This is a genomic window from Mesorhizobium sp. USDA 3734 (genome assembly GCF_056279665.1).
The window spans coordinates 352,563-376,715 of the sequence record NZ_JBWCCW010000001.1; the positions used below are offsets into that span (position 1 = coordinate 352,563).

At 64.2% G+C, this 24,153-nt stretch carries 26 protein-coding genes and 1 pseudogene; all 27 read right to left on the minus strand.

The genetic code is table 11. The annotated features are described in order from the left end of the window. Positions 1–18: 18 nt before the first annotated feature. On the minus strand, positions 19–1,662 hold the full coding sequence (locus ACZ89F_RS01755) for an MFS transporter (RefSeq protein WP_476090132.1): 1,644 nt from the start codon (positions 1,660–1,662) through the stop codon (positions 19–21). A gap of 238 nt (positions 1,663–1,900) precedes the next feature. Next, positions 1,901–2,167: a flagellar biosynthesis protein FliQ gene (fliQ, locus tag ACZ89F_RS01760; protein ID WP_023761707.1), complete on the minus strand. Its 267-nt coding sequence runs from the start codon at positions 2,165–2,167 to the stop codon at positions 1,901–1,903. Positions 2,168–2,191: 24 nt separating this feature from the next. Further along, positions 2,192–2,599, minus strand: coding sequence for a flagellar hook assembly protein FlgD (gene flgD / locus ACZ89F_RS01765; protein WP_476090133.1), 408 nt, complete (start codon positions 2,597–2,599; stop codon positions 2,192–2,194). Next, the gene (gene flbT / locus ACZ89F_RS01770) at positions 2,599–3,042 is read right to left on the minus strand and encodes a flagellar biosynthesis repressor FlbT (protein ID WP_476090134.1); all 444 of its coding nucleotides are present in this window, start codon (positions 3,040–3,042) and stop codon (positions 2,599–2,601) included. Before flbT ends, flgD begins: the two co-directional genes overlap by 1 nt. Beyond that, positions 3,039–3,386 carry a flagellar biosynthesis regulator FlaF gene (flaF, locus tag ACZ89F_RS01775; protein ID WP_109659362.1) on the minus strand — a complete coding sequence of 116 codons (348 nt, stop codon included), beginning with the start codon at positions 3,384–3,386 and terminating at the stop codon, positions 3,039–3,041. Before flaF ends, flbT begins: the two co-directional genes overlap by 4 nt. Positions 3,387–3,417: 31 nt before the next feature. Beyond that, entirely contained in the window at positions 3,418–4,461 is a 1,044-nt protein-coding gene (locus ACZ89F_RS01780) for a flagellar hook-associated family protein (protein ID WP_476090135.1), read from the minus strand. 3 nt (positions 4,462–4,464) lie between these two features. Next, positions 4,465–5,919, minus strand: a complete 1,455-nt coding sequence (flgK, locus tag ACZ89F_RS01785; RefSeq protein ID WP_476090136.1) for a flagellar hook-associated protein FlgK — start codon at positions 5,917–5,919, stop codon at positions 4,465–4,467. A 27-nt stretch (positions 5,920–5,946) separates the two neighbouring features. After that, a complete protein-coding gene (locus tag ACZ89F_RS01790; RefSeq protein ID WP_476090137.1) occupies positions 5,947–7,206 on the minus strand; it encodes a flagellar hook protein FlgE in 1,260 nt (419 codons plus the stop codon). Between the two features lie 79 nt (positions 7,207–7,285). Further along, positions 7,286–7,954: a response regulator transcription factor gene (locus ACZ89F_RS01795; protein ID WP_013529780.1), complete on the minus strand. Its 669-nt coding sequence runs from the start codon at positions 7,952–7,954 to the stop codon at positions 7,286–7,288. Between the two features lie 223 nt (positions 7,955–8,177). Then, the gene (locus tag ACZ89F_RS01800; protein WP_476090138.1) at positions 8,178–8,765 is read right to left on the minus strand and encodes a transglycosylase SLT domain-containing protein; all 588 of its coding nucleotides are present in this window, start codon (positions 8,763–8,765) and stop codon (positions 8,178–8,180) included. Next, the gene (gene fliK, locus ACZ89F_RS01805) at positions 8,695–10,089 is read right to left on the minus strand and encodes a flagellar hook-length control protein FliK (protein ID WP_476090139.1); all 1,395 of its coding nucleotides are present in this window, start codon (positions 10,087–10,089) and stop codon (positions 8,695–8,697) included. Before fliK ends, ACZ89F_RS01800 begins: the two co-directional genes overlap by 71 nt. After that, complete coding sequence (locus ACZ89F_RS01810; RefSeq protein WP_476090140.1) at positions 10,086–11,462, minus strand: chemotaxis protein MotC; 1,377 nt, start codon at positions 11,460–11,462, stop codon at positions 10,086–10,088. Before ACZ89F_RS01810 ends, fliK begins: the two co-directional genes overlap by 4 nt. Further along, the gene (locus ACZ89F_RS01815; protein WP_476090141.1) at positions 11,459–12,844 is read right to left on the minus strand and encodes a MotB family protein; all 1,386 of its coding nucleotides are present in this window, start codon (positions 12,842–12,844) and stop codon (positions 11,459–11,461) included. Before ACZ89F_RS01815 ends, ACZ89F_RS01810 begins: the two co-directional genes overlap by 4 nt. Continuing rightward, positions 12,841–13,467 (minus strand): hypothetical protein, encoded by a 627-nt coding sequence (locus tag ACZ89F_RS01820; protein ID WP_476090142.1) that lies wholly within the window; start codon positions 13,465–13,467, stop codon positions 12,841–12,843. The genes ACZ89F_RS01815 and ACZ89F_RS01820 overlap by 4 nt, the downstream gene beginning before the upstream one ends. Before the next feature lie 3 nt (positions 13,468–13,470). Continuing rightward, positions 13,471–15,117 carry a flagellar basal-body MS-ring/collar protein FliF gene (fliF, locus tag ACZ89F_RS01825; RefSeq protein ID WP_476090143.1) on the minus strand — a complete coding sequence of 549 codons (1,647 nt, stop codon included), beginning with the start codon at positions 15,115–15,117 and terminating at the stop codon, positions 13,471–13,473. 153 nt (positions 15,118–15,270) lie between these two features. Then, positions 15,271–16,335 (minus strand): flagellin N-terminal helical domain-containing protein, encoded by a 1,065-nt coding sequence (locus tag ACZ89F_RS01830; RefSeq protein ID WP_476090144.1) that lies wholly within the window; start codon positions 16,333–16,335, stop codon positions 15,271–15,273. 266 nt (positions 16,336–16,601) lie between these two features. Beyond that, on the minus strand, positions 16,602–17,603 hold the full coding sequence (locus ACZ89F_RS01835; RefSeq protein ID WP_476090145.1) for a flagellin N-terminal helical domain-containing protein: 1,002 nt from the start codon (positions 17,601–17,603) through the stop codon (positions 16,602–16,604). Between the two features lie 234 nt (positions 17,604–17,837). Then, positions 17,838–18,569, minus strand: coding sequence for a flagellar type III secretion system pore protein FliP (gene fliP, locus ACZ89F_RS01840; protein ID WP_476090146.1), 732 nt, complete (start codon positions 18,567–18,569; stop codon positions 17,838–17,840). After that, positions 18,566–19,061, minus strand: a pseudogene (locus tag ACZ89F_RS01845) (flagellar basal body-associated FliL family protein). The gene fliP and the pseudogene ACZ89F_RS01845 overlap by 4 nt, the downstream one beginning before the upstream one ends. 19 nt (positions 19,062–19,080) lie before the next feature. Then, positions 19,081–19,791, minus strand: a complete 711-nt coding sequence (gene flgH, locus ACZ89F_RS01850; protein WP_476090147.1) for a flagellar basal body L-ring protein FlgH — start codon at positions 19,789–19,791, stop codon at positions 19,081–19,083. After that, complete coding sequence (locus ACZ89F_RS01855) at positions 19,788–20,372, minus strand: MotE family protein (RefSeq protein ID WP_476090148.1); 585 nt, start codon at positions 20,370–20,372, stop codon at positions 19,788–19,790. The genes flgH and ACZ89F_RS01855 overlap by 4 nt, the downstream gene beginning before the upstream one ends. Before the next feature lie 3 nt (positions 20,373–20,375). After that, the gene (locus tag ACZ89F_RS01860; RefSeq protein WP_476090149.1) at positions 20,376–21,617 is read right to left on the minus strand and encodes a flagellar basal body P-ring protein FlgI; all 1,242 of its coding nucleotides are present in this window, start codon (positions 21,615–21,617) and stop codon (positions 20,376–20,378) included. Continuing rightward, a complete protein-coding gene (gene flgA, locus ACZ89F_RS01865) occupies positions 21,614–22,141 on the minus strand; it encodes a flagellar basal body P-ring formation chaperone FlgA (RefSeq protein WP_476090150.1) in 528 nt (175 codons plus the stop codon). Before flgA ends, ACZ89F_RS01860 begins: the two co-directional genes overlap by 4 nt. A gap of 3 nt (positions 22,142–22,144) precedes the next feature. Then, the gene (flgG, locus tag ACZ89F_RS01870; RefSeq protein ID WP_013529795.1) at positions 22,145–22,933 is read right to left on the minus strand and encodes a flagellar basal-body rod protein FlgG; all 789 of its coding nucleotides are present in this window, start codon (positions 22,931–22,933) and stop codon (positions 22,145–22,147) included. A gap of 11 nt (positions 22,934–22,944) precedes the next feature. Further along, positions 22,945–23,271: a flagellar hook-basal body complex protein FliE gene (gene fliE / locus ACZ89F_RS01875; RefSeq protein ID WP_476090151.1), complete on the minus strand. Its 327-nt coding sequence runs from the start codon at positions 23,269–23,271 to the stop codon at positions 22,945–22,947. After that, a complete protein-coding gene (gene flgC, locus ACZ89F_RS01880; RefSeq protein WP_111547815.1) occupies positions 23,271–23,687 on the minus strand; it encodes a flagellar basal body rod protein FlgC in 417 nt (138 codons plus the stop codon). The genes fliE and flgC overlap by 1 nt, the downstream gene beginning before the upstream one ends. A gap of 2 nt (positions 23,688–23,689) precedes the next feature. Then, positions 23,690–24,070 carry a flagellar basal body rod protein FlgB gene (flgB, locus tag ACZ89F_RS01885; RefSeq protein WP_476090152.1) on the minus strand — a complete coding sequence of 127 codons (381 nt, stop codon included), beginning with the start codon at positions 24,068–24,070 and terminating at the stop codon, positions 23,690–23,692. Between the last annotated feature and the right edge of the window lie 83 nt (positions 24,071–24,153).

Sequence of the window (24,153 nt, forward strand, 5' to 3'; positions counted from 1 at the left end):
GGGCAAGGGGTCCCGGACTCAGTGCTCAATAGGTCCTTTGGCCATCACAAGCGCCGTGCCGGCGGTTGTCGGGCGTTCGATCATGCGCCGCACGCGGGGCGGCTCGTCGCCGCTGTGCAGTGCCCGCACACGTTCGCCGATGACGGCGTCGGCATGGGTGATGCGTCCATTGTGGCGCACATATTCGATCCAGGTCGGCGTGTGGTAGTGCTCGATCCATATGGTGGGATTCTCAAGATCGCGCGCCAGCGTCCAGTTGCGGGCGCCGTCACGGCGGCGGATGCGGCCGCGTTCGGCCATGATGGCGAGGAATTCCGGTTCGTCCTCGTGCCGGATCACATACTCGATCATGATGGCGATGGGACCACTGCGCGGCTTCAGGTCAAGCGCCAGGTGCGGTTCCTTGAAGCGATTGAGCGGGTCGAGGTTGAGCACCTGCTGTTGCGGTAGCGGGAGCAAAAGACCGATAGCGCCGCCGGCCAGCATGGCGATGCTGGCGGCGATCAGGGCTGTTTCGGCGCCATGCGCATCGGCGACGACGCCCCAGATCCAGCTGCCGAGCGCGATGCCGCCGAAGGTCGCCGTCTGGTAGACCGACAGCACCCGGCCGACCACCCAGCGCGGTGTCGCCATCTGCACCGTGACGTTGAAATGCGAAAGCGCGATCACCCAGCAAGCGCCGCCGACAAGCAGGCCGAGCGACGTCTGCCAGGCATGCTGGCTGACGGCGGCATTGAAGGCGCAGACGGCGAAGCCAGCGAAAGCACAGCGCACCATCGTCTCGCTGGACAGCAACTGCCGCAGCCTGACGCTGATCAGCGCGCCACCGACCGCGCCGATGCCGAAGGCGCCGAGCATGATGCCGTAGGTCAGCGCGTCGCCCTTGACGACGTCACGCGCCACCAGCGGCAGCAGTGCCAGCACAGCACCTGCGCTGAAACCGAAAGCGGCGCCTCTGACCAGCACCTTGCCGATGTTGGGCGACATGGCGACATAACGCAGGCCTGCGCCCATGGCGGCACCCAGCGACTCGCGCGGCAAGGTCGATACCGGCACGTCCGGCTTCCAGCGCGCCAGCACGACGATCAGGCCGATATAGCTCACCGCGTTCGCCGCGAAGGCGGCCGCCGCACCGGCCGCGGCGACGATGATGCCGCCGATCGCCGGGCCGACGCTACGCGTCAGATTGAAGCCCAGGGAATTGAGCGCGACGGCGGCCGGCACCTTGTTGCGAGGAACGATGTCGCCGACGGAGGCCTGCCACGACGGGTTGTTGAGCGCCGTGCCGCTGTCAATCAGGAAGGTGAAGGCAAGCAGCGTCCACGGCGTGATCAGGCCGGAATAGGTGAACAGGGTCAGAAGCACCGACACGGCCAGCATGAAGGTCTGGGCGACCAGCATCACCTTGCGCCGGTCGAAACTGTCGGCGATGGCGCCCGCGACGAGCGCAAACAGCATGATCGGCAAGGTGGTCGAAGCCTGGACCAGGGCCACCTGATAGGGCGAGGTGGCGATCGTGGTCATCATCCAGGCGGCGCCGACGCCCTGGATCAGGCCACCGAAATTCGAGACGAGACTTGCACCCCATACGGCGCGGAAAATGCCGTGCCGGAAGGGCGCCAGCGCCGAGACGCTCTCGCTGTCCGGCTTTTCGTCAATCATCGGGGGTTCCTGCCATGTCGTGCCGATTCGTCAGATGATCCGTTTGCTCAAGATCATTTGCCGAAAGTAGGGCACGGCGCTGCAAAGGGCGAATATCTTTCGAAAAAGCTCATGGTCCAACAATGGGATAGAGGCGGTCCACGCTCTGTCTCCCGGCATGCCCGGAGGCGTAGGGATCGGCGGGCGTCTGTCTTCGCGCAATTGCGGACGGTATGTCGCGGCACACCCTGGACCTGGCTCAGAACCCGTTCTGGATGCGCTCGAAGATGACGTTGGTGAAGGCCGATATCTGGCTGCCGATGAAGGGACCGGTCAGCGCCACCACCAGCATGATGGCGACGATCTTTGGCACGAAGGTCAAGGTGATCTCCTGGACCTGAGTCAGCGCCTGGATGAGGGCGATGCCGATGCCGACCACCATGGCGACCAGCACCACCGGCGCGGACGCGGTGAGCACCGTCCATACCGCGTACTGGACGATATCGAGAGCGTCGGCCTCGTTCATGGGACTGGCTCTCTGTCGAAAGCGTCAGCTCGCCGCCTTGACCGAGACTCCCGGGCCGACCGCGACTTCGGTGCCGTTCTGCAGCACGGCGATGAGACCGCTGCTGGCGAGGCGCACCGAGGCCACCGTGCCCGTCGTCTTGCCGTCGGCGGAGGTTATCGAGCGCCCGATCAGCGCGTCGGCCTGCGACAGTGCCGAGGATTGCATGATCTGGTCGAGCTTGGTGTTGGTCTGCACCGATTGCTCGACCTGCGAGAAGGTGGCGAGCTGGGCGACATACTGCGTCGAATCCATCGGCTTGGTCGGATCCTGGTTCTTCATCTCGGCGATCAGAAGCTTCAGGAAGGACTGGTAGTCGACCGCTGTCTTCGAAGTCGACGCGGTGGCCAGGTTGGCGCCGGTCGGTATCGTCGTCGTCATGTCCACATTCATCAGTATCGTGCTCCCACAGCCAGCGGGCGCTCGGCACCCGGAACGTCGTCATTGCCACCCAACGCGCGGCGTTCGAGCGGATAGAGCGCGCGGATTGCCTTCAGCGCCTCGTAGATATGATCCTCGCCGACCATGCGGTCGATCTGTTTCAGCGCGGCGCAGATCAGGGTGTCCTCGAAGCTTGCCAGCAGCAGTGGCAGCGAACGGCGGAACATGTCGCGCGCCCCGGCCGCGCCGGCCGGGTTCATCAGCATGACCTGCAGGATGAAATACAGCTGCTTGAGCGGTGTCGAGGCGTCATCGGCCTGGATCACATGGTTTTCGAGCAGGAACTGGACGTCGTTCATCAATTCCACGGTGACCTTGCGGTCGACCCGGATGACGGCACCGTTGATGTAGATCTTCTCGTTCGGCTTCAGAGATATCTTCAGCGTGTTGGTCATTGAATGCCGTCCCTGATGATCTGGGACACCTCGATCAGCCCTTCGAAATTGTTCGTGCGGCCCTGGCGAATGTCCTCCGCTTCGCGCAACAGCCACAGGCCGATGGAAATGAGGTTGGCGCGCAGCTCCTTGGGCAGGGCATTGTCGCTGGAGCCGAGATCCTCGACGAAGGCGGTCCAGACGCGGTTGGTGAAATGCAGCGCCTCGATCGCCTCCATCGAACCGTGGCCGGCCGCCGCCGCCGCTGCCAGCATGTCGATCGAGCGGGTCAGGAGTTCCCGCTCGCGGTCCTTCGCGTCGGCAACGGAGGTGCTCTGGATGTCGGCGTAGGAGAATTGGTACATCGTTGGGGCTCTACCGTTCCGTTAAGCGTTGTCAGGTCAGGTAATTCAACAGGCTTAGCTGCTGCAGGCGTGCGGTCAGCGCGAAAGACGTTTCGATGTGCTGGGTCAGGTCGGCGACACGGGTCGCGGCTTCGGCCGGATCGACGGCTTCCAGATCGAGAATGTGCCGTTCGAAAAGATCGACCTGCGTTTTCATGCGGTCGTTTGCATCGGAAACCCGCTTCTGGACGATGCCGGTCTCGGACTGAACCTGGGCAATGCCGCTCAGCGCTTCGCCGACGATTGCCGTCGAGCGGCTGACGACCGTATTCTTCGCGGCCTGGCTGATGTTGCTGGACATCAGGCTGGAGACCATGGCTGCGGCCATTGCGAGCTTCTGGATGCCGTCGCTGTTGGCGCTGGTCGAGGTCGGTGTGGTTTCGTTGAGGGCGATGCGGCTGACGATCTGCTGGTCGGTGGCGTTGGACCAGTTGCCTTGCCAGCCCGCGCCCGTGAACTGCGGCGCGACATCATTGGTGATGAAATCGTCCATCTGGGCAGCCGTGATGTTGGCCGCGGCCGGGTCGTCCTGGGTGAAGCCGAAATTGGCGACGAAGGCGGCGTCGAATGCCGCCTTGGCCGGAGAGCCGGCAGCCATGAAGTCGTTGATCGGCTTGACGTCGGTGTTGGTGCCGGCGAACAGATATTCGCCGTTGACGCTGGTGTTGAGGATCGATGTCAGCTGCTGGATGGTTGCCTTGCCGGAGTCTCTGGTGAGACTGTTGGAAGAATCGCTTGATGAGGCGGTGGTCAGGCTGGACAGCAAGGTCTGCGCGGCGCTGGAGAGCTGACCAAGCGAGGTCTGCGTCGAGGAGAGCCGGGCGCCGACCAGGCCGTTGGAATCGATGATGACATTGAGCCGGTCGAGATCGCGCTGGAAGGTGACGGCCTGGGTGGTGCGCCCGCCGAGAGCCAGCCCGACATCGGCGACCCTGCCCGTGGAGGATTCTTTCGTGGCTTTGACGAGATCGGCCTGCATGCGCATCTGCTGGGAGCGCATGGCATTCGACAAAGCGGCTGATGAGACTGAAGTCATGGATTATCCCACCGCGTTGAGCAAGGCCGTCAGCATGTCGTCGACGGTTTTCATCATCCGGGCCGATGCCTGATAGGTGTGTTCGAGGTCGAGCAGCAGCGACATTTCCTGGTCGACATTGACGCCGGTCGCGTTGGAAAGCGCCTCGGCGCTGCGCGACGCCAGTGCTTCCTTGGCGTCGGAGGCAGTCGAAGCCTGCTGGCGCACGCCCTCGAACCAGCCGATTGAATTGGCCGCGTAGTCGGAAACGCTGGACGTTGCCGAAACCCCGGCGGCGGGGTCGAAAGTCATTGGCTGGTCGAGCCGGTCGCCATAGGCAACCAGAAGGGTGGAATAGGACGCGCCGCCACCGGTGTTGGCGACATAGGCGGCACCATTGGCGCCGCCGTCGCGCAGCAGCGTCGGATTGCCGCCGCTGCTCGGGTCCATCGCCGCATTGACGCTGATGGACGCGGCAAGGCCGTTGACCAACGTGCCTGCGGCCGGGATGGCCGGCGCCCCCGACCAAGTGAACAGGCCGGCGGCATTGGGCATCGAAGGTGCGGTCTCGGCAAAGGCGGTGATCAGGCCACGCGCGGTCTCGTCGAGCTGGCTCTGCATGGTCGAGGCGACGCCGTCGCGCAATTGCAGCAGGCCGGCAAGCGTGCCGCTGGCGCTGGTGTTGCCGCCGGCTCCCGCCGAGATCGGCACATTGTCGATATAGACGGCATTGCCGGCGGCGCCCGCAGTGTAGCCGGCGGATGCCGCGAAGGTGACCGTGCGCGGTATCGTTTCGAACAATGTCGTGCCGTCGCCGGTGGTGATGACCATGTCATTGTCGCCACGCGTGAAGGTCGATACCGGGACATAGTTCGAGATCTTCTTCAAAAGCGCGTCACGCTGGTCGAGCGCGTCGGAAACGTCGGTGCCGGAACGGGTTCCGGACATGACCGCCGTGTTGGCATCCTGGAACTGGCTGAGCAGCGAGTTCAGGTCGTCGACGGCCGTGGCGATCTGGCCATCGGTCTGGGTGCGGAAATCCTGGACGGCCTTGGAGCCCTCGTTCAGCGAGCGCACGACCTGCTTGGCCGCGTCGATGACGCTGGCGCCGAGGTTCTGGTTGGACGGCGAGGTGGCGTAGAGCTGCAGCGCCTTCTGCAGGTCGGCAATCGCGGTCGAGGGCGAGGACGCATTGTCGACGCCATTGACCGCAACACCCAGCTGATCCATGCCGCTGTAGAGCGCGTTCTGGCCGCTCCAGGCCGACAGCGCACCGAGGTTCTGGCGGAACAGAAGGTCGTTGGTGGCGCGCTGAATATCAACCGAACGCGCGCCCGGCGCCGTGCTGGTGACGACGGCCTGACGGCGTGAATAGTCCGGGTTGGAGGCGTCGGCGACGTTGCGCGAGACGACGCTGGTCTGTCGCGCGGTGTTCATAAGCGCCGACTGGGCGATACTCAATGCGGTAGACAGTGACATGCGGGTCTTTCGCGGGCGGCGCCCGTCTTATCGCTTCAGGTTGACAAGGACGTCCATCAGATCGGAACCGGTCTGGAAGACTTTCGAATTGGCGGTGTAGCTGCGCTGCGCCGCGATCATGTTGGTCAGTTCTTCGGCGATATCGACGTTGGAATTCTCGAGCGCGCCGGAGATGATGGAGCCGAGCTTGCCTTCATTGGCGAAGCCGACGCGGACCGCGCCGGATTCGGTGCCCTGTGAATAGACGTTGCCGGGCAGCGCGGCGAGCTGGTCCGGGCTCTGCACGTCGGCCAGTGGAATCTTGTAGAGCGGCTTGGTGGAACCGTCCTTGTACTGGGCGTAGATGGTGCCGTCCTTGCTGATCTGGACCTTGTCGATGGTGCTCGGCGCGTTGCCGTTGACCTGGGCGTCGGAAACGGTGAAGCCGGTACCGAGCTGGGTCAGCGCCGACAGGTCGAGATTGAGGCTGGCGCCGTTCGGCACGGTAAATGAAACGCCGGTGGGCGTGCCGGTGAGCTTGCCGGTGGTGGTGTCGAAAGTCAGGTTGGCCGAGCCCAGCAAGCCGCCGGCGGTGTAGGGGAACGATGTTCCGGGCGTGGCCTTCGACTGATCGAAGACCGCCACCTGCCAGGTGCCGACGCCGGTGTTGGTGAAATAGACGTCGAGCAGCTTCTTGTTGCCGAGGTTGTCATAGGCGACCATCGAGGATTTCGACGTGTATTGCGCGCTCGCAGCGTTGGCGGCGGGCAGGTTGGCGGTCGCGACCGGTGTCGCGCCTGCCGGCAGGTTGCCGGCATAGCTACCCTCGGTGCTCGGCGTTGCGGTCATTCCCTGGTCGGAGATGACAACCGGAACCAATCCCTCGAAGCCGTTGACCGTCGCTGCCGGCACGCCATTGTCGTAGCTGTAGGCCATCAGCTGGAAGCCGGCCGAGTTGACCAGCCTGCCCTGCCCATCGGGAACGAAGGCGCCGGCACGGGTCAGGTAGGGCGTACCGCTCGGATCCTGAACGACAAAGAAGCCATCGCCGCTGACGGCAAGGTCGGAGACCGAGGTCGTGTACTGAAGGACGCCCGGATCGCTGACCGCCTGACGGATCGTCGTGGTGACGCCGCCGGAATTGTAGGCACCGCCCGTAGACGGCATGACCAGCGTCGAAAATTCGGCGGAGGACCGCTTGTAACCGGTGGTGTCGGAATTGGCGATGTTGTCGGCGACCGTCGACAGGCGGTTTGCCTGCGCGTTCATGCCGGAAACGCCGGTCCGCATCATTCCATAGAGGCTCATCGAAACGTCTCCGCTGTGTCCATGCCACTGGCTGCGAGGCTACGCGTGTTTTCTTGCGCGAGGCTGGCGCGGCGCTGCATCAGAAGACGAGCCGGTAGCCAAGGAAACGCTTGGAATCGATCGGGTCGGTGCCCAGCTTTTCGCGCAGCTTCTTGCGCAGTTTGCTGATGTGGCTTTCCACCACGTTCTCCTCGACCTCTTCGTCGAAGATGCCGTAGATGGCGTTGAAAACCTGGGTCTTGGTGACGCGACGCCCGCGATTGCTCGCCAGATATTCGAGGATGCGGCGCTCGCGGCGCGGCAGGGGCAAGGGCTGACCGTCGATCTCGGGGTCGCGGCCGTCCATGAAGATGCGCATGGCGCCGATCTCGGTGTAGGCGACGTCTTCCTGGGCCCGGCGGCGGATGGCGGTGATGCGGGCCAGGATTTCGCGGATGTGGACGGGCTTGCGAATGACGTCGTCGACGCCGCTCTCGAACAACCGCAGCGTGTTCTCCAGGGAATGCTGTTCGCTGAGTGCAATGACCGGGGCGCCGGTGCGGTCTCGGATCTGGCGGGGAGAGATGGAGCCTTCGCGGCAGTCGCCGATGAGGAAGGCCCGGACCGAGCGCAGATCGGTGTCGGCGGCCGAGTTCACCCACTCACCGAACTCGCCGGACGCAAAGCCCGCACAGGCGATGCCCTCACGATCGAAAAGTGAATTGTATCCCTCTGTTACGAGCTCGCGCTCATCAACGATTACAATCATCGGCCCCGCCTTCCGAATCAAATCATTTGCCCCGTGAAGAGAGGCGTATCCGCTGGCGAGAATCCTGAACAACCGTCATTTCTTGTAGCTAGTTTTTTGGGAGTCTGGAATCGCATCGGTTGCATTAGCGTGCAACCAGATGTGCTTTCGGCGGCAAGATCTGGCCAAGTCAGAAGGACAGATCACGGTTGCGCGCTTGGCTTATTAGAAGCGGAAAATACGCTTATGGGTTGCAGAAACCGCGCGCGTTTGCGGTCCATTTTCCAAAGCCGGTGGCGACCATGTTGGCAATGACGCGGCAGACATAGATCTTCTGCGCCGGATCGTTGTCGGGGCCGGCATGATAGCGGGCGACGGCCATCGACCAGGTCTCGTGGCGGGCATGGAGGCTGGCCAGGAAGCGCGCCGCGTAGTCGACGTTCTGGCGTGGGTCGAGCATGTCCTCGACGCTGCGAAAATGCGATGCGTGGTAGTGGTGGTTGATCTGCATGCAGCCTAGATCGATTAGCGTCTTGCCCTCGCGCCGGGCATTGGCGAAGGCGGCAAGGGCCTCGGTCCGGCTCTTCGGAAAGACTGCTTTTCCTTCTATATTCAATGCGTTGGGTTGAAGGCTGCCCTTGTTGCCGGTCTCCGTCAAGCCGACGGCATAGAGGATGCCGGCGGGCACGCCATAGCGATCGGCGGCACGCAGAATTTCCGGTTCGCAAGGGTTGGGCGCGGCCGCGGCAGCGCTTGCCCCGCTAGATAAAGATATCGCCGCCAGCGCGCTCGCGAGAAGGCGAAGTGCCGCGGCCGTAGTCCTGCGCGTCATCTTTGCGGTTCCCTGAGGATTGCTGACCCGGCTGCTGGCCGCCGGCTCCACCATTGCCGCCGCCCGAATTCCCAGGCTGGAAGGACGATGGATCGCGGCCTGACGCCGCCGGCAAAGGCGTGGTTGGATCGGTTCGGGTTGTGGCAGGGACTGCTACCGAGGGTTGTAGGATCGTAACCTTGTCAACCTCGAAGCCGAGCCCCCGCAACGACTTGACGATGGCCTCGCTGTCAGCGGACAGCCGGCGATAGGCGTCGTGTGTTTCGGGCTTCAGCTCAATCGAAAGTTGTTCTCCGGAGAGGCGAAGATGGGCCGTCACCATGCCGAGTTCGGCGGGGTGAAGTTCTATCTTCAACACATGTGTCGGAACGGCAACAGGGCTGGCCAGCTGCGCGGCCGCGGATGAGGCTGAAAGTGCCTTTTGCGGGCCGCTATCGGCGGCTATGGCGTTGATCACATTGAGGGCTGCCTGACTGATGGGACTCTGCGGCGGTGCGGGGAAGCTCTGTTCGGACACCACGTCGATGCGTGCGGCGGACAGGGATTGTTTTCCCGCTTCGGGCCGCATCGAGGACTGGACATCCTCGATACTCTTCATCGCCGACGTGGCGTGCTTCGACTGCACGCCGGGCACGTCGGCATCCGGCGCGTCCGGCAGCTTCAGGGCCGCCACTGTGTTGTCGCGTTTCGGCGCGCTGGAGGCAGCGCCGGGAGAGGTTGCGAACTTGCCGTCAAGCTCCGTTAAAGGCCCGTCGACGATCGAAGCCTTTTCCGGCTTCGACATGGTTTCGACGGCTTCGCGTCCGGCAGTGGATTTTGACCGGTAGTTTTTTGGCAGGGGAGCTTGTCCATCGATCGCCGGGTTCGGCGGGCTCTCGCCGGGTGCCGTGTCGCGCCCGGCCGCTTTGGCCGACGTCGAGAAATGGCGCAGGTCATGAAACGCGATCAGCATCGACAGGTCGTCCTGAAGCGGCAGGGCATCGCCATCCGGCGCCGTCTCTTTGTCGTCGTCGTCCTTGTGTGCCTTTGCTTCCAGATCGTCCTTGCCGGTTTTCACGGTCGGCACTTTGGCCGAGGCGGTCTTTCCGGGAGCAGCCGATGCCGGTTCAGCCTTGCCGGCAAGGCCGGCAGCGAGCTTGCCCCAGCGCTGGTCGTGCGAGCCCGCCTCGGTAGGCGGCTGCCGTTCCGGGCGGGTAGGGACTGCGTCGCCGCGCAGCATCTTGCCGAAGCCGGCGTCATCGTTCCTGCCATTCGCAGCCGGCTGCTCCGACGTCGCGCGCGTCGAGGCAAATCCTGGCAAGGCCGAGCCGAGGCTGGTGGTCATTTTGGGGCGGCTCCAAGCATCTGGTCGATCAGGTCGAGCTGTCGACGTGTTCTGTTCATGGCGGCATCGGTCGGATCGGGGGGCTCGGCAGCGGGCGATGGCGCCGCCGCCGGCATGGCAGCCGCCGCATCGGCGGACGCGGCCGTAACCGCCGACGAGTCCGGCGCATTGGTGGCTGGTCCGCCGGAGGCCGCGCTGACGGCAGGTTGCTCCGAGATCGCGCCTTCGACCGGTGGCAGCCCGCTGTCATCGGCGCCTTGCGCCGTGGCGATGTCGGGCACCAGTGGTTGCTTGGCCGCGACAGGTGCGGGCTTTTCCTCGGGAAGGGCGGCGGGCGGGGCGACGACCTCGCCGGCAATGGCCTGCGCGGCGTCGAGCAAGGCGCGGTCGCCTTCCGAGAGCCTGCTGCGGTCGATCTTGCCAAGCTTGGCGCGGACGTCCTCGATGGTGCCCGAGGTAACGGTGGAAAGGCTGGCATAGAGCAGGGCGCGTGGATCGTCCTGGTTGGTGTTGCCGTTGCGGCCCTGCTCCGCCCGTGCCGAGGCGAAGGCCGACAGCTCGTTCAGGCCGTCGATCGCGGCGCGGCGGGCGATGCGCAGATAGATCACCTTCTCGCGCTCGGGATCCATCATCGAGGTGATGTCGCCCAGCTTATCCTGGCTGATCGACATATGCAGCGCGATGACGCCGGAGACGAAGGAGTCGGCGAACTGGCTGGCATAGGGCGAATAGAGGTAGTGCTCGACATATTGGGTGGAGGCAAGCGCGAAACGTGCCGCGTCGCCTTGCGCGACAGCAATGCCGACCGAACGGCGAAGTGCGGCTTCCTCGACCAGCGTGCCAGGGCTGAGCAATCTTGCCTGGTCGAGCAGACCGAGTGCGGCCGCCGGTTGGTCGCCGGCAAGCAACGAGCCTTTGACCAGGGCAAGGAAAGCGCCGAGATCGGGAGGCAGCGCCATGGGGTCGATAGGCTTCAAGGCTTCGATCGCCTCGCCGGGCCGGCCGGTAAGGTAGTCGATCACGCCTTTGGCTATGGCAAGGCTTTGCGGGTCCGTCGTGGCGCGCGACGTGGCGGCTTCGACGGTCACCGGGTTGCCGCCGCTCATGCCGTAGACGAGCAGGGCGCGAAAGTTCTTGGGATCCTTGTAATCCTCGGCATCCGCCGTGCGCAGGCGCGCATCTGCCATCTCCAGCAGTTTGGCCTGCATCGGCAGGGCGGCATGGTCGCCGGTGGCAATGCGGTCCTGGATGAGCTGCAGCGAGCGCACCAGCTGATATGGCTGCAGCGCCTCCTGGGCGAAGCCGGTCGACGGGTGTCCGCCGGCCAGCAGCAACAGGCCAAGCAACCGGCTGGTGACGGCCGCTCGCCTCATCCGCCGGTTGCCATCAGGATTTCGATGCGGCGGTTCACGGCCGACAATGGATCCGTGGGATCCTTCGGCTGGCGATCGGCGAAGCCGGCGACCTCGGTGATGCGGCGTTCGTCGACGCCACCGCGCACGAGCATGTAGTAGGCGGAATGCGCGCGCGCCGTCGATAGGCGCCAATTGTCGTAGCTGTCGCTGCGGAACGGCCGGGCGTCGGTGTGGCCGTTGATGCTGATGGTGCCCTTCTGGCTGTTGACGATGCGGCCGATCTTCTCCATCGCCAGCACCAGTTCACGGCTCGGCAGCGCCGAGCCAACCTCGAACATGCCGAAGTCGAGCTGATCGGTGATCGAGATGACGACGCCCTTGTCGGTGGCTTCGACGGAGACGCCGTCGTGCAGCTTGTCGCCGGGCTTGAAGGCATCGGCCAACTGCTGCTTGACGTCGGCCGCGGCCTTGACGGCAGCCGCGGTCGGCGCCTTCCCGCCGGTGTCGGACTTGGCAGCCTTTTGCGCATCGGCCTCGACCTTGGCTGCGTCCGCGGCCTTGGTGTCGTCCGGCTTGGTCTCGCCCGGTTTGATCTCGCCCGGTTTGATCTCGCTTGGCTTCGTGTCGCCGGCCTTGGCCATTGCCGTGGCGGGGTTCGTGGCTTGCTTGCCGGTCGCGTCCTTGGCCAGCGGCTCGAGCGGCGCGGCCGCGACAGGCGGTACGGCTTTGACTTTGGGCACTTGCGTTTCGGCGGCCTTGTCGCCGGGCTTGACCGGATCGCCGTCGATCCTGGTGCGCTCGGCACTGGCCTCGGCGGCGGGTGCAGCCATCTGCTGCGACCAGAAATCCGGCTCGAAGGGATCGCGATAGGAGGCACCGCCGGAGGCGCCCGTCGCCGGGCCGGCGGCCTGCGCGCCGCCGTCACCCTTCTGACTGACATTCTGCATGACGCCGGTATCGGTGGCGATTTCCGAAAGCACCGCGTAGGGATCGGCGAACAGATGCTCGTCGGAGTGTTCCGCCTGCGGGAGTTCTTGCTTGTCCTGTTTGCGGTCCGCCGAGCCATCGCCGTCCTGGCCGGCCTTGCTGGTCGCCTTCTTCGGATTGTCGGCCGTCGTCCCAATCGCGCGCGGACCGTCGCCGAGATCCTCCAGGCCCTTGCGGCTCGAATTGCGGTCGACCAGCTTGACCGGGTTGAAGTAGCTGGCGACGGCTGCCTTGGTCTGTTCGTTGGCGGCGTTGATCAGCCACATGACCAGGAAGAAACACATCATGGCCGTCATGAAATCGGCGAAGGCGATCTTCCAGACGCCGCCATGGTGGGCCTCGTCATGGTCATCATGACCACGCCGCACGATGATGATTTCGTGGGGTGTGTGTCCGGCCTCGGCGACGCTCATGCCAGAACCTCTGAAAGGGTCGTCGACCATTCGGCCATGCGTGTCTCGAACACCGCTTCGTCGATGGCGACGGTGAGGTCGAAGCTTGGTGCCTCGACGAAGTCGAGATTCGCGGCGCGAGAGCCGAGCGATGCCTTCAGTGTCTCGAACAGCGAGAGCGGCCCGCGCACGGCGATGCGCACCGCTTCGGCATCGCCGACCGCTTCGCGTATCGCGCTGGCGAGCGCCTCGATAGAGCGTTTCTGCAGATCGTCGCTGACGATGCCGCCGATGATGCGGGCGACCGTGGTCGCGACAAGCCCGGTCACGCGCGCCTCCATGGCATCGATGCGCGACGAGACCGCCTTGCCGACATCGTCGCCGAGGCTTTCGAGAAATACCCTTGCTTCCTCTGCATTGGCCTGGCGCTCGGCCTCGAGCGCGGCTTCATGCGCGATCGACAGGCGTGCCTCGAGCGCCGCCTCGGCCTGAACAACCGCTTCCGCGATCAGCGTGCCGATATCGGCTTGCGACGCCGGCGCCTCGGGCTTGTGTTCGGCATCGGCCGCGACGCGAGGCTGGCCGGCGCGGTGCGTGCGGGTGCCGAAATCAGGCAGGAGGTCGAAAAGGGCTGCGGAGGGCATGGCTTACACCGCGACTTCCTGGGCAGCCCATTTGCGCAGGATCTGCGCGGTGCGCTCCTCGTTGAGGTCGACCATCCGGGCAAGTCGATCCTGCGGGGCCGGCCTGATCTTCTGGCGAAGATCGTCGAGCGGCGTCGGACCTGGGCGCGAGCTGGGCAAGGCGGCAACCGCGGCATTGTCGGCGGCGGCAGTTGCTTCCGGCGTCGGCAGCGAGCGCTGGACGTCATCGAAGCTGGGGCCTGACAGGGCCGGCGTCGCCTTTGCCGTCAGCGCCGACGCCATCGGCCTCAGGCCGAAGAAGGCGACCAGGAACACCACGACGATGAAGGCGCCGGCGTTGATCAAGGTGCCGGCATGCTGGCCGATGGAATCGAGCATTCCAGCCTGCGGGATCGCCTCGCCATCCAGCCCGTCGATGAACTCGACCGCCGAGACGTCGATGACGTCGCCGCGCTTTTCGTCCAGGCCGGTGGCCGAGGTCACCATTTTCTGGATGTCGGCGACGCGCTTGGCAAGCTGCTCCGGCGTGGCGTCCTTGCCGAGGATGGTCATCAGCCGCTGCTGGTTGACGACGACGGCAATCGACATCTTGGTGACGCTGTAGCCGTTGGAGACGGTGGCGATCTTCTTCGAATTGATCTCGTAATTGGTGATCTCTTCCCTGCGGTCGTTCTGCGAAGAGGATTGCGGTCCATCTGTGGCGGTTGCCTGGGTCTCGGGCAGGTTCTGCTCGACGCTGGCCGGGGTCGAGGCTTGCTTCTGGTTGTTGTTCTCGTTGGCGCGAACCGACTGCACCGAGCGCTCGACGCGGGAGTTCGGATCGAAGATGGTTTCCTCGGTCTGGCGGGTGTCTGTGTTGACCTCGGCCTTGACGCTGGCGCGGAAATTGTCGGGGCCGAGATAGGCCGTCAGCGCGCGGCGGATGTTGTCGCCGATCTGCGCCTCGACGGTCTGCTCGACGCCGAGCGTGCGGGCGGCGCTGGTGTTGGAAGGATCATCGCCTGCGGCCAGCAGATTGCCGCTGGAATCGAGCACCGTCACCTTGTCAGCCGACAGGCCGGGGACGGCGGCGGCGACGAGATGGCGGATCGACATGGCGCTCTTCTCGGCGTCGATGCCGGCGTAGCGGATGACCACAGAGGCGGAGGGCTGCTGCTCGTCGCGGCGGAAATTGGCACGCTCGGACATGACGATGTGTACGCGCGCCGCCTTGATGCCCGATATCGACTGGATGGTGCGTGCGATCTCGCCTTCCAGCGCGCGCACACGGGTGATCTGCTGCATGAAGGAGGTGAGGCCGAGCGAGCCGACATTGTCGAACAGTTCGTAGCCGGCATTGGCGCTGGTCGGCAGGCCCTTTTCGGCAAGCAACATGCGCGCCTGCGCGGTGGTACCGGCCGGCACCAGCACCGAGGTCCCGTCGGCGCCGACATCGAAGCCGATGCCGGCTTCCCCCAGCACCAGGCCGATCTGGTTCACGTCGGCGCGGTCGAGCCCGACATAGAGCGTGTCGTAGGCAGGGCGGTTGAGGTAGACCGAGGCGATGCCGATGACGCCCATCACCAGAACGGCGATACCCGCCAGCATGGCGAGGCGCTTCACGCCAAACCCGCGGAGATTCGAGATGATGCTCTGGATCTGTTCCGGCACGGTTCAACGACTCCCAGCATGATTGTCCGCCGGAACTCTAGTCGTCGAAGCTTGTGCGAAAATGAAATCGGGCCGCGCTTGCGGCGCGGCCCGTCAATCGGAATGAGAAAGGGAGGGCGGGATGCGAAAGGAGGGCGCCGGTGGCGCCCGCGATTAGTTCTTGAACAGCGACAGGATCGACTGCGAGGCGCTGTTGGCGATCGACAGCGACTGGATGCCAAGCTGCTGCTGCACCTGCAGCGCCTGCAGGCGGGTCGATTCCTTGTTCATGTCGGCATCGACGAGCTGGCCGACGCCGCGGTCGATGGAGTCCATCAAGCTCTGGGTGAAGGTCTTCTGCAGGTCGATGCTGCTCTTGGCCGAACCGAGGATGGTGGCGGAATCGGTCAGCTGGGCCATGACCTTGTCGATTCTGGTCACCATCTGCGTGATGATGTCGTCGGTTACGCCTGATGCCGTGATGTCGAGGTTGTAGGCGGAAATATTGTCGACCTTGGTGACTGCTCCCGCCGCCAACTGGCCGGCGGCGTTCGCGGCGATGTCCGTTTGTCCGAGCGCGAGCGAGGCCGCATAGGCATTGTCATACAGGGTCTGGGCGGCTCCCGTGGAATAGATCGAGGTCTGGCGATCGAGGGTGCCGTAATTCTTGACGCCGGTGGACAGGCCGTAGTCGAAAAGCTTGGTGCCCTCGACGTCGATGTTGATCGTTCCGATCGAGATAGCGCCGGATGACGAGCGATTGAAGGAGGACACGATCTCGGAGTCGGGCTGGACGCCGTCATTGGCGGCTAAGACCTGCTTGGAGGTCACCGCAAGGAAGTTCGAGCCGGAGAAAGTGGCCGCATCGGCGAAGGACTTCATCTGTGCCTGAAGCGCCTTGATCTCGGTCTGGGTTTTTGCCTTGGCTGCGTCCGTCTGGCCGACGGTCGACAGCAACTTGGTCTTGATCTGGCCGATCGTCGTCAGCACATTGTTCATGCCGGTGTAGGCGGTATCGACTTTCGAGGCGCCGAGGCCGAGTGCATCCTGCACCGTCGACAGGGCCGAATTGTCCGAGCGCATCGTGGTGGCGATCGACCAATAGGCGGCGTTGTCCGAGGCCTCGGCGACCCGGTAACCCGTCGATATACGCGCCTGCGTCTGCTCGAGCGACTTGTTGGTGGCGCTGAGGCTTTGAAGTGCGGTTAACGCCGAGGCGTTCGTCATGATGCTCGCCAAGAAAGTCGCTCCTTCTCAAAGGCCGACATGCTCAGACATGCCGGATAGGCCTGTTCAACGATGGGACCGTGCCGGTAGGGACGATTCGCCAACTGTTGTAAGCTATTGGTTAACCATAACTAGCGCGACATGGTTAACAGCCTGTTAAACGCTGGCTTACGACAGTTAAGGAACAAGGGTTGTGCGGGGCTGGAGCAAACGCAAATCGGGCCGCGCTTTTGGCGCGGCCCGATTTTTTAGTACGAACTGTGGTTGAGCGGAGGCGATTAGCCGCGGAAGAGCGACAGGATCGACTGCGAGGAACCGTTGGCGATCGACAGCGCCTGAACGCCGAGCTGCTGCTGGACCTGCAGAGCCTGGAGACGGGTCGATTCCTTGTTCATGTCGGCATCGACGAGCTGGCCGACACCGCGATCGATCGAGTCCATCAGGTCCGAGGTGAAGGTCTTCTGCAGGTCGATACTGCTCTTGGCGGCGCCGAGCGTGGTGGCAGCGTTGGTCATGTCGGCGAGCGCCGAGTCGATGACGGTCATCATCTGCTTGATCTGATCGTCGCTTGCGGCTTTGCCCGTTGCGCTGTCGAAGATCTTCAGGCTGGAGGCGGAGTAGGTGTCGGTGGCCGTTGCGGCGGCGCCCAGGGTCACGGCAACGGCCGTGAGGGTGGCCACACCGGTGGAGCCGGTGCGCTGCGAGTCCAGGATGCCCTTGTTGAGTGTCGCGGTGGTACCAGCTTCATAGAGCTTGATGTTTTCCACCTTGACGTCGATGGTCGAGATCGAAGATGCGCCGGCCGCGTCACGATTGAACGCCGAAAGGATCTTCACATCGGAAGCCGTCGTGGCTGTTGCGCCACTGTCTACGGACAGCATGTTGGTGCCGGAGAAGGTGGCGCCGTCGGCGTAGGACTTCATCTGCGCCTGAAGTGCGGTGATTTCGGTCTGGGTCTTTTCCTTCGAAGCATCCGTCTGGCCATAGGAAGCAAGCAGCTTGGCCTTGATCTGGTTGACGGTCGAGATCGCGCTGTTCATGCCGGTGTAGGCGGTGTCGACCTTCGAGGCGCCGAGGCCGAGCGCGTCCGAAACGGTGGACATTGCCTGGTTGTCGGAGCGCATCGTGGTGGCGATCGACCAGTAAGCGGCGTTGTCCGATGCCTGCGAGACGCGGTAACCGGTCGAGATGCGGGCCTGGGTGTCGGTGAGGGATTTGCTGGTGGCGTTAAGGCTCTGCAGAGCCGTCAACGCGGCGGAGTTCGTCATGATGCTGGACATGGTACTCGTACCTTGATTTTACAGGTGTTCTTTTGACATACCGGGTCTCCCGGTATGACGGTGCGGCATCATGCCAATGATCTCTGAAATCGATCACCCGCCATCTGCGAGCGAATATGGCGGCAAGTCCCTACCAAAGGGCTAAACCGGACGGTTAATCGAAAATATATTGCGTGAAATTTCGTGTCGGAGCGGCGGGGCAGCGACCAGTTGCCAGGGATCGAATGCCAGCGGTCAGTTGAAGGAGCGCACCAGGCTGCCGACAAGCAGATTCCAGCCGTCGATCAGGACGAAGAACAGGATCTTGAACGGCAGCGACACCACCGTCGGCGGCAGCATCATCATGCCCATCGCCATGGTGATGGTGGCGACGATCAGGTCGATGACCAGGAAGGGCAGCACGATCAGGAAGCCGATCTCGAAGCCGCGCCGGATCTCCGAGATCATGAAGGCGGGGACCAGGATGCGCAGGTCCACGGTGTCGCGCGAAACGGTTTGCCCGCGCTCGCGGGCGAGGTCGGCGAACAGGTCGAAGTCCTTGTCGCGCACATTGCGCAGCATGAAGGTGCGGAACGGATCTGAAATCTTGTCGAAGGCCTCGGTCTGGGTGATCTGATTGTCCATCAGCGGCTTGACGCCGGTGTTCCAGGCCTGGTCGAAGGTCGGCGCCATCACATAGAAGGTCATGAACAGCGACAGTGAAATCAGGATGAGGTTTGCCGGCGTCGACTGCAGGCCGATGCCGGCGCGCAGGATCGAGAAGGCGATGACGAAGCGGGTGAAGCTCGTCACCATGATCAGCAGGCCCGGCGCCACCGACAGCACGGTCAGCAGGCCGAACATCTGGATGATGTAGCCGACGGTGGTGCCGTCGGCCTTGCCGATGCCGCCGAGATCGAGCTGCTGCGCCGCCGCGACGGAGGTGGCGGCGGCGATCATCGCCATGGCGAGAAGGAACTTTCTCATTCGAGCAGCAATGTCCTGATGAGGATCTGTTTGGCGTGACCCTGGCTGCGGATCGAGGCGCGTTCCTCGAGATCGGCCTTCAGGTGCTGATAGCCGCTGGCGCCCTCGATCTGATGCATCTTCAACGTGCGCACCAGGGCCAGCAGGTCCTGGTGGATGTCATCCGACATTGCCTGTGGCTGCGGCCCGTCATAGACGACGGACACCTCCATCCTGATCCAGGTATCGGCAGGCGATGCGATGTTGGTGGTGATCGGCGCCAGCACGACGAGCGTCGGCCCCACGCCTGGCTGCTCGGCCGCGGCCGGCTGCTCGGCCTTGCCTTCGTTCTCTGGCGCCACCGGTACCGACGCAGGGGCATCGACACCCTTCAGGTACGCCGCCGGACATCCAGCCCATGCCGATGGCGGCCGCCGTCACAACCAGCAGCATGGCGGCCTGGATGGCAAGTGAGGGACCCTTGCGCGGCTGAACCTGTTCGACATTTGCCACGGTGCGGTGCTCCCCCACCCTAGAACGGAAGAACCTGGTCGAGAATCTGCTGGCCGTAGGCAGGTTGCTGGACCTCGGTGATGCGACCGCGCCCGCCATAGGAGATGCGCGCTTCGGCGATGCGTTCGTAGGGGATGGTGTTCTCGGCGCCGATGTCGGCCGGCCGCACGATGCCGGCAATGGTCAGCACCCTGAGCTCGGCGTTGACGCGCACTTCCTGCGATCCCTTGATCATCAGATTGCCGTTTGGCAGGACATCGATGACAATGGCGGCGACATTGAGCTCCAGTGTTTCCGATCGCTTGATCTCGCCGTCGGCCGTCGTGTCCGTGGTGGAGTTGAGAGCGCCAGCACCCTTGCCGGCGGTGCTGCCAACCTTGTCCCATTCCGCGCTGATATCGAAACCGAGCTTGCGGTTGGCGGTGCGGCTCCTGTCGTTCTGGTTCTTGAAGTTGGCCCGATCGTTGATCTTGATCTTGACGGTCAGGATGTCGCCTTGGGACAGCGCCCGCGGGTCGGTGAACAGCCGGCTCTGGCGGTCATCCCACAACGAGAATTTCCTGGGCGGTGCCGGCGGCGTCTCCGGATAGCGATAGAGCGAGCTGGTGCTGCCGTCGTCGATGCCGGAGCCGACCGGCGAAAGAGCCGGATCCCTGCCGACCTCCTTGAGGTTGGTTCCGCAGCCGGACAGCACGGCAACCGCGCACAGGACGAGCATTTCGCGGATCATGACGGATCTACCCTTCGGGCTGCGCTGGCCATGATGCCGGTGAGCGTCGCCGCCGCCTTCTGGTCCATTTCGTTGAGAATGACGCTCGCCTTGCGTGAATCGAGCTTCATCAATATGGCCGCCGCCAGATCGGCGTTGACGATGGCCAGCCGCTCGGCGGCGGCGTCGGGTTTCATGCCGGCGTAGATCTGGACGACGCCGTCTTCGGCCCGGGCCAGGAAAACCTCGCGCCGCTTCAGCCAGGTCTCATACTCGGCTTTCTTTGCATCCAGAGCTTTCATGCGCTCGTCAATGCCGGCCTGGAGCTGCTTCAGTTCCTCCGCCTGCAAAGCATAACGGCGGTCGCGGGCGGCGTCGGCGATGTTGGAGCAGAAGCGCTCGATCTCGCTTTGGTCGGGTGCCTTTTCCCGCGCCAATTGCGGCGCCGCCGGTGGGACCGGTGCTCCCGGCAAGACCTGGCGGACCGTCTCCTCGCCGCGTGCGGTGCCGCCGGCAAGGGACATGGTGGCAACAGCGGCGGCCGCGAGCAGGATTGCGGCGGGGCGGCGTCTTTCGTGGCGTGAGAGGGAGATCATCGGCATCGCCTATTGCAGAACCAGGTCGGCCTGCAGGGCGCCGGCCGACTTGATGCCCTGCAGAATGGCAATAATGCCGTCCGGCTTGACGCCGAGACGGTTGAGGCCGGAAACGAGGGTCTGGAGATCGGGTCCGTCAAGCACCGCGACGCGGGCGTCGGGCCGGCTGGCGTCGATGGCGGTGAACGGTTCGACGGCTGTCTCGCCCTTGGAGAAAGGCTCGGGCTGCACAACGCGCGGCGCTTCGGTGATGCGCACGGTGAGCGTGCCGTGGCTGATGGCGACCCGCGAGATCTTGACGTCGTTGCCGATGACGATGGTGCCGGTGCGCTCGTCGATGACGACACGCGCCGGCGTGTCGGATTCGACCACCAGGTTCTCGATCTCGGCATAGAAGCGGGCGGCTGAAACCCCCTTCGGCCTTCTGATCTGCACGGTGCGCGAATCGCGCTCGGCGGCCACACGCATGCCGAAGCGCTGGCTGGTGTAGTCGTTGATGGCGTCCGCAATGCGGATAGCGGTCGAGAAATCGGGATTGCGCAGCTGCAGTGTCAGCGTCGCCTGATCGTCGAACTCGGCCTGGACAGCACGCTCGACGATGGCGCCGTTCGGCACGCGGCCCGAGGTCGGCACGCCTTGCGTCAGCTGCTCGGCCTGGCCCTGTGCGGTGAAGCCGGACACGATGACCGAGCCCTGGCCGACGGCATAGATCTCGCCGTCCGCCGCCTTCAGCGGCGTCATGATCAGCGTGCCGCCGGAAAGCGAGGTCGCGTCGCCCATCGAGGAGACGTCGATGTCGATGCGGGCGCCCGACTGCACGTAGGGCGGCATGTTGGCGGTGACGATGACGGCGGCGACATTCTTGGCGCGGGCGCTGCCGCCTTCGGTGGCGATGCCGAGATTTTCGAGCATGGCGCGGATCGACTGTTCGGTGAACGGCGAGTTGCGCAGGCTGTCGCCCGATCCGGCAAGGCCGATGACGAGGCCGTAGCCGACCAACTGGTTGTCGCGCGAGCTCTGCAGCTGGGCGATGTCCTTGATGCGCGAGGCAACCTGGCCCGGCGGCAGCGAACTCGGCCCGGACGAAACCCGGAACATGCGGCTGGTGGTGGCCGGATCATATTCGGGATCGTTGTAGACGCCGCCATTCTTGGCGGCGAGCTCGCGCTTGGCCTTCGGCGTCAGCCCATCGGCCAGTGCCGGTTGCAGGCCAATCACGGTTGCCAATATCAGGGCAAGCCCGCGCATCATGAAGCGCTGACCTGGATGGTTCCATCCGCCATCACGACGCCGGACAGGATCTTGCCGCTGTCGATGTTGCGAACCTTGACGAGGTCGCCCGCGGCGCCTGGCTGCAACGTCACGGCGGTCGCCGAGATCGTCAGTCCTCCGGCGATGAAGAAGACCTGCACGGAGGCGCCCTGTTCGACCAGCCAGGCCTCGCGGATGGCGGTGGAGGGGATGTAGCGGCCGGGCAGCAGCGTGCGCTTGGCGACCTTGCCGTCGAGTTCCTCGGCCCGTGTGACGACTCCGTCCGGCTTGTGCTTGCCGGCGATGAGGGTCACCTGTTTCAGGGCAGTGAGTTCGATGGTCTGGCCGGGATAGATCACCCGATTGGGAATCAGCACGACGTCGCCGACAGGTTGATTGCTGGCGATCTGAGTGGCCGATTGGCTTGTCGATTCCTGGGCAAAAGCCGGCGTGCCGCTGGCCACCAGCGCCAGGACGAGCGCGGTGCGGCGGAATGCGGACAGGCGGCCAGGCGTCGACATCATGCGTTACCTGATGTTCTTGGAGACGACGGAGGCCATGTCGTCGGCGGCCTGGATGACCTTGGAGTTCATCTCATAGGCGCGCTGCGCCGAGATCAGCTCGGTGATTTCCTTGACCGGGTCGACGTTGGAGGCTTCGAGATAGCCTTGCTGGATGGTGGCAAAGCCTGGATCGCCCGGGACGCCGACATTGGCCGGTCCCGAAGCCGTGGTTTCCTGGAACAAATTGTCGCCGAGCGGCGCCAGGCCGGCCTCGTTGGCGAAATTGGCGATCTGAAGCTGGCCAAGGTTCTGCAGGTCGGTCTGGCCGTCGATGCGGGCGAAGACCTGGCCCGTCTTGTTGACGATGACCTCGACGGCATCGACGGGGACGTTGATTGCCGGAATGACGGCAGCGCCATCGACTGTCACCAGCTGGCCGGTGGCGTTGGTGTTGAGCGCGCCGGCGCGGCTGTAGAGCGTGCCGCCGTCGGCACCCTCGATCTGGAACCAGCCCCTGCCGGTGAGCGCCAGGTCGAAACTGTTGCCGGTGCTGGTCAGTTCGCCCTGTGTGTGCACGTTGCGCACGGCCGTCGTCTTGACGCCGAGGCCGATCGAGACACCCTCCGGCACGAGCGAGGCGTTGGAGCGGTTGGGCACACCCTGCGTGCGGTCGACCTGATAGAGCAGGTCGGAGAATTCAGCACGGGCGCGCTTGTAGCCGGTGGTGTTGATGTTGGCGATGTTGTTGGCGATGACTTCCAGATTTGTCTGCTGGGCATTCATGCCGGTGGCGGCGATGGCGAGTGCTTTCATGGTGGAACTCCTCAGATGCCCATTCGACTGACTTCGAGATAGGCGGAAACCACCTTGTCGCGAATGGCGACGGCGGTCTGAAGCGCCTGCTGCGCGCTCATCACGGCGTCGACCACCTGACGGGTGTCGACGTCGCCCTTGAGCGCCTGCACCGACACCTGCTCGGCATGCTGCAGCGTGTTGACGGTCTTGGAGGCTGCCTGGCTCAGCGCCTCGGCGAAGGAGGTGCCGATGTTGCCGCTGGCCGAAGGTGTCGCGCCGCCCTGGAGCAGACTTGTCACCGCGTCGTCGCCGCCGATCGACGACTTGAACTGAAGGGCTCCGATACCGCCGATCATTACTGGTTCCTCATCAGGTCGATGGTCATGGAGATCAGGTCGCGCGCCTGCTTGACGACCTGAAGATTGGCCTCGTAGGAGCGGTTGGCCTCGGTCATGTCGGCCATTTCGATCAGCACGTTGACGTTGGGCATCTTGACGTAGCCCTTGTCGTCGGCCGCCTCGTTGCCTGGCTGGAACTCGACCGGAAAGTCGCTGGGATCACGATCGATCGAGTTCACCGCAACCGTCGAGCTGCCGGAGGTCCGGTCGAGCTCGGAGACGAAGCTGATGGTCTTGCGGCGATAGGGGTCGGAGCCGGGCGCGGTGCCGGTCGACTGGGCGTTGGCGAGGTTTTCGGAAACCACGCGCAGGCGCTCCGACTGAGCGCCGAGGCCGGATGCTGCGACTTTGAGGGCTGCGGTCAGCGCGTCCATGGTCAGCTCTTCACCGCCATCATCATCATCGAATGGAACGCCTTGACGATCGCCGTGTTGAGCTCGAAGGAGCGGCGCACCTCGCCGGCCTTCAGCAACTGGTCTTCCAGCACGACCGAGTTCTTCGATGGCATGATGACGCCGTCATCTTCCTGCGGCTTGATGGTGAAGCCGGCATTGGTCGCTGCGTTGCCGAGATGGCCGGTCTGCGTGGCCTGCAGCGATACGGCTGTGCGGTCGAGCACCTTTTCGAACGGCTCGACATCGTTTGCCGTGTAGCCCGGCGTGTTGGCGTTGGCGATGTTGCCGGCGACAGCGGACTGGCGCACGGCCAGCCACTGGGCTTGCTTGGCGGCAAGGTCGAAAAGGGAAACGGGCTCCATGGGAATCTCCGGGCGGGTTCCCGAAGACTAGGCCGCCAGTCTTGCGCGGACCTTGCGGATGGCCGGAGGCCTGAGACAGGGAT